Consider the following 8,630-nt stretch of genomic DNA (forward strand, 5'->3'; position numbering starts at 1 on the left):
CCCCTCAGGGAACGCCGAGAACAAACCCGCCCCGCCGAGCGCTCCGGCCCCGGCAGCAGGGCAGCGCATGCCTCCCAACGGCTACACCAAGTAGCCTCGGCTCAAAGACAGCCGACATCGATGGCGTGACTTGACGGCGATCTGGCGCCCGGCGCACCATTGCCAGGCAGTCCCCGTTCCAGGCATTTCTGGCAGACGGGATTTCATCACTAGGGGTAAAGGGGGTCCATGAGAAAATCTGGAATCGTAACCGGAGCAGGCTTATTGCTGGCGTCACTGCTTGGCGTCGTCGCGGCTCATGCCGACGACATGCTGGGATCCTATGTCGCGCGCATTTCCGATCGCGACCATCAGGCGAGTGACGGCTATGCGCTGGACAATGCCGCGCAGATGGTGCGGCAGGACCGCGCCAACTGGCACAAGTTCCACCGCCGTGACAGCGACGACGAGGCTGATGGCTGGTTCAGGACCAACGACCAGCGCGCCGACCTGCAGCGCATGCTGGAACGCGGCGGCGCGATGAGTTCCTCGACCAAGCGCGCCATCGTCAATGGCGAACCGCTGATCCAGGTCGACGTCTACGAAAACAGCGTGCGCGTCAGCATTCTCGAGAACTGACGGGCCGTCGCCGGGGCGGCTGACAGTCGGCTTCGGGGACGGCTGATAGGAAAAGGCGGCGCCTCGGCGCCGCCTTGCCATCGATAGACTCGGCGGCCGAAAAGATCAGGCCGCTTCTTCCTTGTCGTCGTCGTCTTCGGACTCGTCGCCTTCAGCCTTCACGCTGTCCTCGGCGTCGTCTTCGTCCTCGTCTTCATCTTCGTCGTCATCCGAGAGCGTGGCAGCTTCGGTGGACTCTTCGCCTTCTTCATCGTCGCCGTCTTCGTCGTCATCAGACAGGTCAGCGGCTTCGATCGCTGCGGCGGCGGCATGATCGAGAATGGTTTCGGAAGCGGATTCAAGCGCCTCGGCGGGAGTTTCTTCTGTCACTTCGATTTCGTGATCGGAATTCATGGAAGCCTCCGTGGGGTTGGGGAACATGTCCCTTTTGCCACGGAGAGATCATCGCCATATGACTGTAAGCCGGCTCGAACGGCCGGTAGCAGAGAATATTTTCTTCGCCTTAACCTGCGATCCTGGAGAAATCCGCGACCTGACCGGTGGCCGCGCGGATGCGGGCGAGCAGCGCCAGGCGGTTGGCACGCACCGCCTGATCCTCATCGTTTACAAGAACATGCTCAAAGAATGAATCAACCGGCTCGCGCAACACGCTAAGCGCCAGCAAGGCGCCGGAAAAATCATCGTTTTGAATCGCTTCGCCGGCTTGCTTCTCAGCCTGGTTCACCGCCGCAAACAGCGATTTCTCGGTATCCGCGCGAAACAGCGCCGGCTCAACGGTTTCGGCGACCGCCGTTTTCTTTTTCTCCTCGGCAGCCAGAATGTTGGCAGCGCGCTTGGTGCCGGCGAGCAGGTTCTTGCCGTCCTCGGTGTCGAGGAAGGAGCCGAGCGCCTCGACGCGGCGGACGATCTGCAAGAGGTCGTCGGACTGCGGCGTGATGACGGCATCGATGAGATCGTGCCGGGCGCCCTGATCGCGGAGGTAGACTTTCAGGCGGTCGTGGAAGAAGGACAGAAGGTCAGACGCTTTCCCGACGATGGATGCCAGCGCCAGTCGAATATCATTCTCGACCAATATTCTAACCACACCCAGCGCCGCTCTACGCAGCGCATAGGGATCCTTCGACCCAGTCGGCTTTTCGTCGATTGCCCAGAAACCGACCAGCGTATCGAGCTTATCGGCAAGCGCCACGGTGATCGAAACCGGATCGCTCGATACGCGATCGGACGGGCCTTGCGGCTTGTAGTGTTCCTCCGCTGCAGCGGCGACCGATGCGTGCTCGCCCTGAAGCAGCGCATATTTGCGGCCCATGGCGCCCTGCAGTTCCGGGAACTCGCCGACGACTTCAGTGGTGAGATCTGCCTTGGCCAAGACGGCAGCGCGGCGCGCGAGTGCGGGATCGGCGCCGACGATCGGAGCCAGTTCTTCCGCCAATCGCTTGATCCGCTCCACCCGTTCGCCCTGCGTGCCGAGCTTGGCGTGGAAAGTCACGCCGAGATGGTCGAGGCGGGCCATGCGCTGGTCGAGCGGCTTCTTGAGATCAAGCCCGAATTTTTCCGCCGATGCCTCGAGCTCAGCCAGGTCAGGCAAATCGCCCTGGTCGGTCGTCCAGAAATAAAGCGCGTCGGACAGGCGGGCGCGCACCACCTTGCCGTTGCCGTGGGCGATCTCCTTGCCGCCATCCTTGGCTTCGATGTTGGCGGTTAGAATGAAGCGATTGGAAAGCGCGTCGTCGACACCCTGCGGCCGCGTCACAAAGCACTTCTGGTTGGCGCGGATGGTCAGTCGTATCACCTCGGCTGGAATGGCGAGGAATGCCTCCTCGAACTCGCCCATCAGCACGACAGGCCATTCGACCAGCCCGGACACCTCCTCCAGCAGCCCTTCGTCCTCGACCAGGTCGAGCCCGTTGGCGAAGGCGAGATTGCGGGCATCGGCAAGGATGATCTCCTTGCGACGATCGGCATCGAGCACGACCTTGGCCGCTTCCAGTTTGGAAACATAGTCGTCGAAGCGGCGCACCATGATCGCATCAGGCGCATGAAAACGGTGGCCATAGGTGATGTTGCCGGAGCGGATGCCGTCGATCTCGAAATCGACCACGACAGGCTCCTCGGTCTCCGGGCCGAAGGTGCACAGGATCGATTGCAGCGGGCGCACCCAGCGCAATGAACCGGGCTTGGCCGAGGCCGGCCCCCAGCGCATCGATTTCGGCCACGGGAAATTGCGGATGATATCAGGCACCAGGTCCGCGATGATCTGTTCGGCCGCCCTGCCCGGCTTCGAAATGTGGGCGACATAAAAATCGCCCTTCTTCGGATCGGAATGGACATGCGCCTCGGCGATCGAGGAAAGTCCGGCCTTGCGCAGGAAGCCCTGGACCGCCTGTTCGGGCGCCGATGTCGAAGGCCCCTTGATCTCTTCGTTTATATCCTTCGAGCGCGCGGTGAGACCCCTGATGTCGAGGGTCAGCCGCCGCGGCGTCCAGTACTCGCGCGCCGCCTCATAGGTCAGCCCCGCCTCGACCAGGCTGTCGGTCAGCATCTTCCTGAGATCGCCAGCCGCCTTGCGCTGCATGCGGGCGGGAATCTCTTCCGAGCGGAGTTCTAGAAGCAGGTCAGGCATGGATGGGGCTCACGCGGCAAAATGGTCCGGGCGGGGGCATAGCAACTCGGCTGGCCGCTGTCACCCTTTCCGCACGGGGATCGCCGATTTGCGCCCGTTTCCAGAAATTTTGGCCATCCTGTCGGGACGAGACCGCGCCACCCGTCCTTGGATCAAAGATTTCCATGAACCGAACGCAGCGCTGAAGCGACCCACGCTCAGGCAGGGAACATTTGGCTCAACGACCATGAAAACGGCATCCAGACTTCTGCAGATCCTCGCACTCGGCGCCTGCTTCACCGCGCAGGCTCACGGTGCCTTCTCGATGCCGGGCGTTCGACAGGCATTGCGCACAATCGACGGTGCCAGCAGCCAGAACATATTGCCGATCAAAGCTTCCTTCGAGATGATGAAGCGGGCCTGAGACTCGGGCCGCCAGGCCCCCCGCCTGCGTCTTCAAAAACGCCTCACCGCAGGCCTTCGCCAGATTGCGCACCCGCAGGATGTAGCTCTGCCGTTCGGTGACCGAAATCACGCCGCGCGCGTCAAGCAGGTTGAAGACATGGCTGGCCTTGATGCACTGATCATAGGCCGGGAAAACCATGCGGTGCATCGGCAGATTGTCGTTCGATGCCGGCGCGCCGGCATCGAGCAGCGCCTTGCATTCGGTCTCGGCGTCCTCGAAGTGGCGCAGAAGCATCGCCGTGTTGGCGTGTTCGAAATTGTGGCGCGAATATTCCTGCTCGGCCTGCAGGAAGACATCGCCATAGGTGACCTTGTCGGCGCCTTCCCGGCCGTTGAAATTGAGCTCGTAGACATTGTCGACGCCCTGCACATACATGGCCAGCCGCTCCAGCCCGTAGGTGAGTTCGCCGGCCACCGGCGCGCATTCGATGCCGCAGACCTGCTGGAAGTAGGTGAACTGCGAGACTTCCATGCCGTCGCACCAGCATTCCCAGCCGAGACCCCAGGCGCCCAGCGTCGGGCTTTCCCAATCGTCCTCGACGAAGCGGATGTCGTGCAGCAGCGGATCGACGCCGATCGCTGCCAGCGAGCCGAGATAGAGTTCCTGCAAGTTGGGCGGGTTCGGCTTCAGGATCACCTGGTACTGGTAATAATGCTGCAGCCGGTTCGGGTTCTCGCCATAACGCCCGTCCTTGGGGCGGCGCGAGGGCTGGACATAGGCAGCGTTCCAGCGTTTTGGGCCGAGCGCGCGCAGCGTCGTTGCCGGATGAAAGGTGCCGGCGCCGACTTCCATGTCGTAGGGTTGCAGGATGACGCAGCCGTAGGCCGCCCAATAGTTGTGCAAGGTCAGGATCAGCCCCTGGAACGAGCGGCTGGGATGCATATGGGCGGGGATTTCAATTGTCACGGGTGGCCTCGACAGCACAGGCTAGCTTGCCGGCACGTCCTAGAGACACGGCGGCGAAGCGTCAAGCAAAGCACGACGATGCGGTCGCGCCGACATTATGGACAATGTTGAAAGCTTTGCAGGGGCTGGCCCATTGCCCATCTCTCGGGCCTGCGCTCTGTTCGCCTGTGCAGCAACGACAACAGGTTCCAGCCATGCCCAGCCCGATCGTCATCCGCCCCGTTGCGCGACAGGATTTCGAGCAATGGCTGCCGCTGTGGGACGGCTACAATGCATTTTATGGCCGCTCGGGCGAAACGGCCCTGCCGGGTGAGATTACCCAGATGACATGGTCGCGTTTCTTCGATGCCTATGAGCCGGTCCACGCGCTGGTGGCCGAAAGCGAGGGACGGCTTCTCGGCCTCGTGCATTATCTCTTCCATCGCAGCACCACGGCGATCGCGCCCAATTGCTATCTGCAGGACCTTTTCACCACGCAGGCATCGCGTGGCAAAGGCATCGGACGGGCGCTGATCGAGGGCGTCTACGAGCGTGCCCAGGCGGCCGGCTCAGGCCGGGTATACTGGCTGACGCATGAGACCAATCACACGGCAATGAAGCTTTACGACAAGGTCGCCGAACACTCCGGCTTTGTCGTCTATCGCAAGCTCTTCTGAGGCAGCCAGCCGAATACGCGGTTCAAACGAAAACGGGACCCTGAAAAGAGCCCCGTTTGCGTTGAATTCAAATGGCTGACTTCATCCCTTCGGGGCGGGCACCGGCTCCGGCTTGACCTTCGGGGTCTCCTGCGCCGTGTTGGATTCGATCGGCGGCAGGCCCTTCATCAGCTTCTGCTGCAAGTTGGCCAGCACATCGGGATCCGGCTTCAGGTCGCGAGCCTGGTTCCACTGGAAGGTGGCTTCCAGCTTGCGGCCGACGCGCCAGTACGCATCGCCCAGGTGGTCGTTGAGAACCGGATCTTCCGGCTTCAGCGACACGGCGCGTTCCATTTCGCGCACCGCGTCATCGAACCTGCCGAGGCGGAAATAGGCCCAACCCAGCGAATCGACGATGTAACCGTCGCTCGGCCTGAGGTCGACGGCCTTCTGAATCATCGCCAGCCCTTCCTTGAGATTCATGTTCATGTCGACCCAGGAATAGCCGAGATAATTCAGCACCTGCGGCTGGTCGGGGAACAGTTCCAGCGCCTTGCGGAAGTTCGGCTCGGCCTTGGGCCATTCCTTCAGGCGCTCATAGGCGATGCCGCGCTGGTAGAAGATGTTCCAGTTGGCTGCGGTCGGCGTCTTCAGCGCCTCGACAGCCTTGTCGTAGAGTGTGGCGGCCGAACGGAAATCCTCCTTCGAGGAATAGACGCCACCGAGCGCCAGATAGGCGCGCATGTCATTGGGATGGGCGTCGACGAAAGCCTTCAGATGAGTGATCGCTTCTTCGTGACGGTCGAGATCGGCAAGGTTGAGGCCGAGTTGCAGGTCCGAAAGCTCCTTCAGCGGCGAACCGGCGGGAATCCGGCGATAGAGCGCGATGGCGCCTTCGCCGTCCTTCAATTGCTCGGACACGGCAGCGAGTTGCACAAGGGCAGCGTCGCTGTCAGGCTTCAAAGCAAGCGCATATTGCAGATAGAGGCGCACGAACGGCTCGCCGCCGCCACGGTTGAGCGCGGTGGCGAGGTCGAGCAGGATTTCGGAGGCGCCATCGGATGGGCCGGCCACCAGGGGCGCAATCTTGTCGCCTTTTGCAATTCGGTCGCGCAAGGCGACGATTTCCAGCTTGCCAGGCGAAAACGCCTCGGCCTGGTCGAGCACCGACAGCGCCTTGGTCTTGTCGCCCTTGCGGGCCAGGAACGAGGCGTAGGCCTGGGCATTGCGCATCCAGGTTTCGGGAGCGGCACCACCGGCGGCGGTATCCTGCATGGTCGCGGCATAGATGGCCTCGGCCTTTTCGGGCATGCCGGATGCATCAGCGATCAGGGCGCGGTGGAACGACTTGAACAGGCCGAACCAATCCGGCCCCTGCAGCTTGTCGATGGACGCCATCGCATCGGCAGGCTCGCCGGCGCCTTGCTGCGCCCAGCCGGACATCACCCCGGAGATCAGCCGGTCGAGATCGGATTCCAGCGACAGCTTGAGCCAGTACTGCGCCTTGGTGAAATCCTTCTTGTGGAAGGAATCGACGGCGAGTGCCAGTCGCGAGAAACGCTCGACGTCAGGCACTTCCTTGAGCTTGTCGGCATAGACCAGGGATTCGTCGAAGCGCCCTTGCGCGATCAGCGACAGCATCAGGCTCTGCTGCAGGCCGGTGTCGCTCGGATCGAAGGCCAATGCTTGCTTGTAGTAGGCGATGGCGCTGTCGAGGTCGTTATCGCCTTCGGCGATCCGGGCTGCCAGATAGGCGCCCGAAAACGACGTGATCTTGACCGGTTCGGTGGTTTGCTTGGCATAGGCCGGCAAAGCCGAGATCGCCATGCCTGTCACAATTGCCAGCCTTGTCAGCCAGCGCGCACGTCCTTGCCGCATCGTATCCCTTTCAGCCAGGCGCCATCTCCGCGTCAGCGGGATCGGCGTAGACTCGATCTTTCCAGGCAAAGCATGGCCTTTTTGGGGTCGCGCTTCAATCCGCCTCGAATTCACAATCCGGGCACCCGATTAACAAATCATGGCGACAGGCACCAGTTTCCGCTCTTGGGATTTCGGCCATGGCCCTACGCGGCGCCGAATATATCACAGATTCGACCGCTGAGGCTCCGCTTCGACCGCGAAGGGTCGGGCCAATATCAGCCCTCGCCTGGCGAGGCAGACCGCTGCACCAGCGTGTCGCCGTAGCCGCCGGCCGCTATCGTGCTGCACAGTTCGTTCCATTCGCAGCCGCCGCAGGCCTTGCGTACACGGCCAGCCGAAAAGGCCTGCCGCATCCGGCCCAGCATCGCAGCATCGAGATCAAGACGGGCGCCGACGCGGATTGGCCGCGCCAGCAACTCGCCCACATCCTGCGTGGCGAGCCGGTCCCGCTCGACGACACTCTCGTTGAGGCAGTGCGGTTCCAGCTCATCAAGCAACGGGGCGCAGACATCGTCCGGGCCGGAAACGAGGAGGATGTCCTCGCCCCGGCTCAGGCGCTCCGCTACGCGATCATAATTGGCGGTGAAGGCGGGGCTGTATCCCTTGCCCACATAGGTGAGCAGGCAAAGGAGGTGGTGGGCGCGCAGCCTGATCGTCACGGATTGACCGGCTTGGCCTTGCCGCCGCGAAGCGCCATGAGGGTCGCGGCACCCAGCGCCGACTTGAGCAAGCCGCCGACGATGAACGGCAGGAAGCCGAAGGTAACGGCCTGTTCGGCTCCAATCATGACGGCAAGCCATGCTGTGCCCAGCACGAGGCAGGCAAGATTGCCAAGCAGCATGGCGACAAATGCCAGCACCACTCTGTTGCCGTTCCAGCCGCGTTCGGCCAGCCAGCCGACGAGGGCGCCGACAAGCGGGAAGGCGAAGAGATAGCCAGCCGTCGGCCCGACGAAATGCGCCGCACCCGCTGCCCCTCCGGACAGAACGGGAAAGCCTACAGCGCCCTCGACCAACCAGGCGGCGATGGTGAGCGCGCCAAGCCGCCAGCCATAGAGCGCGCCGACCAATGTCACGGCGAAGGTCTGCATCGTCACCGGGACCGGCACCATCGGCACTTCGACGTAGGATGACAGCGTCAGGAACAGGGTGCCGAGCACGACGGCTCCGACCTGCCAGGCAAGGGAACGATCCTGAAGCCGGAGCGGACTGAACGACGGCCTGCTGGACGAGAATGCGACGTCTGTCATTTGGATTCCTTCGATCGATTGCAAATTATAGATAATTTCTGTTTTCGATCTATTATCGAATCCACACTTCCCTGGAGATTGCAAGCCCTGGCTTGGCAGAGGCCGTCTAGAGCGTTTCACGTTTTGACGGAAGCGTACCCGGCTTTTGCGAAGTAGTTTTTGCATTCGGCTGCCTCGATGGTTTCGACGAGGTGGCCGATGTGGCGCCACGTGTCCTCGACGGTGCGTTTCTGA

The 8,630-nt window shown here is 62.2% G+C and carries 7 protein-coding genes and 2 pseudogenes; 2 read left to right on the forward strand and 7 right to left on the reverse strand.

All coding sequences use genetic code 11. From position 1 onward, the window contains the following. The first annotated feature begins 264 nt into the window (after positions 1-264). Positions 265-618, forward strand: coding sequence for a hypothetical protein (locus EN914_RS14995; protein WP_245265313.1), 354 nt, complete (start codon positions 265-267; stop codon positions 616-618). 105 nt (positions 619-723) lie between these two features. Here EN914_RS14995 and EN914_RS15000 read toward each other — a convergent pair whose 3' ends face one another. The 3 genes and pseudogenes from EN914_RS15000 to EN914_RS15015 all read right to left on the reverse strand — a co-directional run. Further along, positions 724-1,011, reverse strand: a complete 288-nt coding sequence (locus EN914_RS15000; protein ID WP_024502647.1) for a hypothetical protein — start codon at positions 1,009-1,011, stop codon at positions 724-726. Between the two features lie 109 nt (positions 1,012-1,120). Beyond that, positions 1,121-3,241: a glycine--tRNA ligase subunit beta gene (glyS, locus tag EN914_RS15005; RefSeq protein ID WP_024502646.1), complete on the reverse strand. Its 2,121-nt coding sequence runs from the start codon at positions 3,239-3,241 to the stop codon at positions 1,121-1,123. Positions 3,242-3,656: 415 nt separating this feature from the next. Beyond that, positions 3,657-4,568, reverse strand: a pseudogene (locus tag EN914_RS15015) (glycine--tRNA ligase subunit alpha); the annotation flags it as partial. A 218-nt stretch (positions 4,569-4,786) separates the two neighbouring features. Between EN914_RS15015 and EN914_RS15020 the strand changes: the two are divergent. After that, on the forward strand, positions 4,787-5,248 hold the full coding sequence (locus EN914_RS15020) for a GNAT family N-acetyltransferase (protein ID WP_024502644.1): 462 nt from the start codon (positions 4,787-4,789) through the stop codon (positions 5,246-5,248). Positions 5,249-5,329: 81 nt separating this feature from the next. On the opposite strand, the gene EN914_RS15025 is transcribed toward EN914_RS15020, so the two are convergent. From EN914_RS15025 to EN914_RS38715, 4 genes and pseudogenes are all read right to left on the reverse strand, one after another. Then, complete coding sequence (locus tag EN914_RS15025; protein WP_013532826.1) at positions 5,330-7,105, reverse strand: tetratricopeptide repeat protein; 1,776 nt, start codon at positions 7,103-7,105, stop codon at positions 5,330-5,332. A 257-nt stretch (positions 7,106-7,362) separates the two neighbouring features. After that, the gene (locus tag EN914_RS15030) at positions 7,363-7,806 is read right to left on the reverse strand and encodes a DUF1284 domain-containing protein (RefSeq protein ID WP_024502643.1); all 444 of its coding nucleotides are present in this window, start codon (positions 7,804-7,806) and stop codon (positions 7,363-7,365) included. After that, positions 7,803-8,396, reverse strand: coding sequence for a biotin transporter BioY (locus EN914_RS15035; protein WP_024502642.1), 594 nt, complete (start codon positions 8,394-8,396; stop codon positions 7,803-7,805). The genes EN914_RS15030 and EN914_RS15035 overlap by 4 nt, the downstream gene beginning before the upstream one ends. Positions 8,397-8,512: 116 nt before the next feature. Beyond that, positions 8,513-8,630 (reverse strand): annotated as a pseudogene (locus tag EN914_RS38715) (IS630 family transposase); the annotation flags it as partial.

This window comes from Mesorhizobium sp. M7A.F.Ca.CA.001.08.2.1, assembly GCF_003998455.1.
Lineage (GTDB): Bacteria > Pseudomonadota > Alphaproteobacteria > Rhizobiales > Rhizobiaceae > Mesorhizobium > Mesorhizobium ciceri.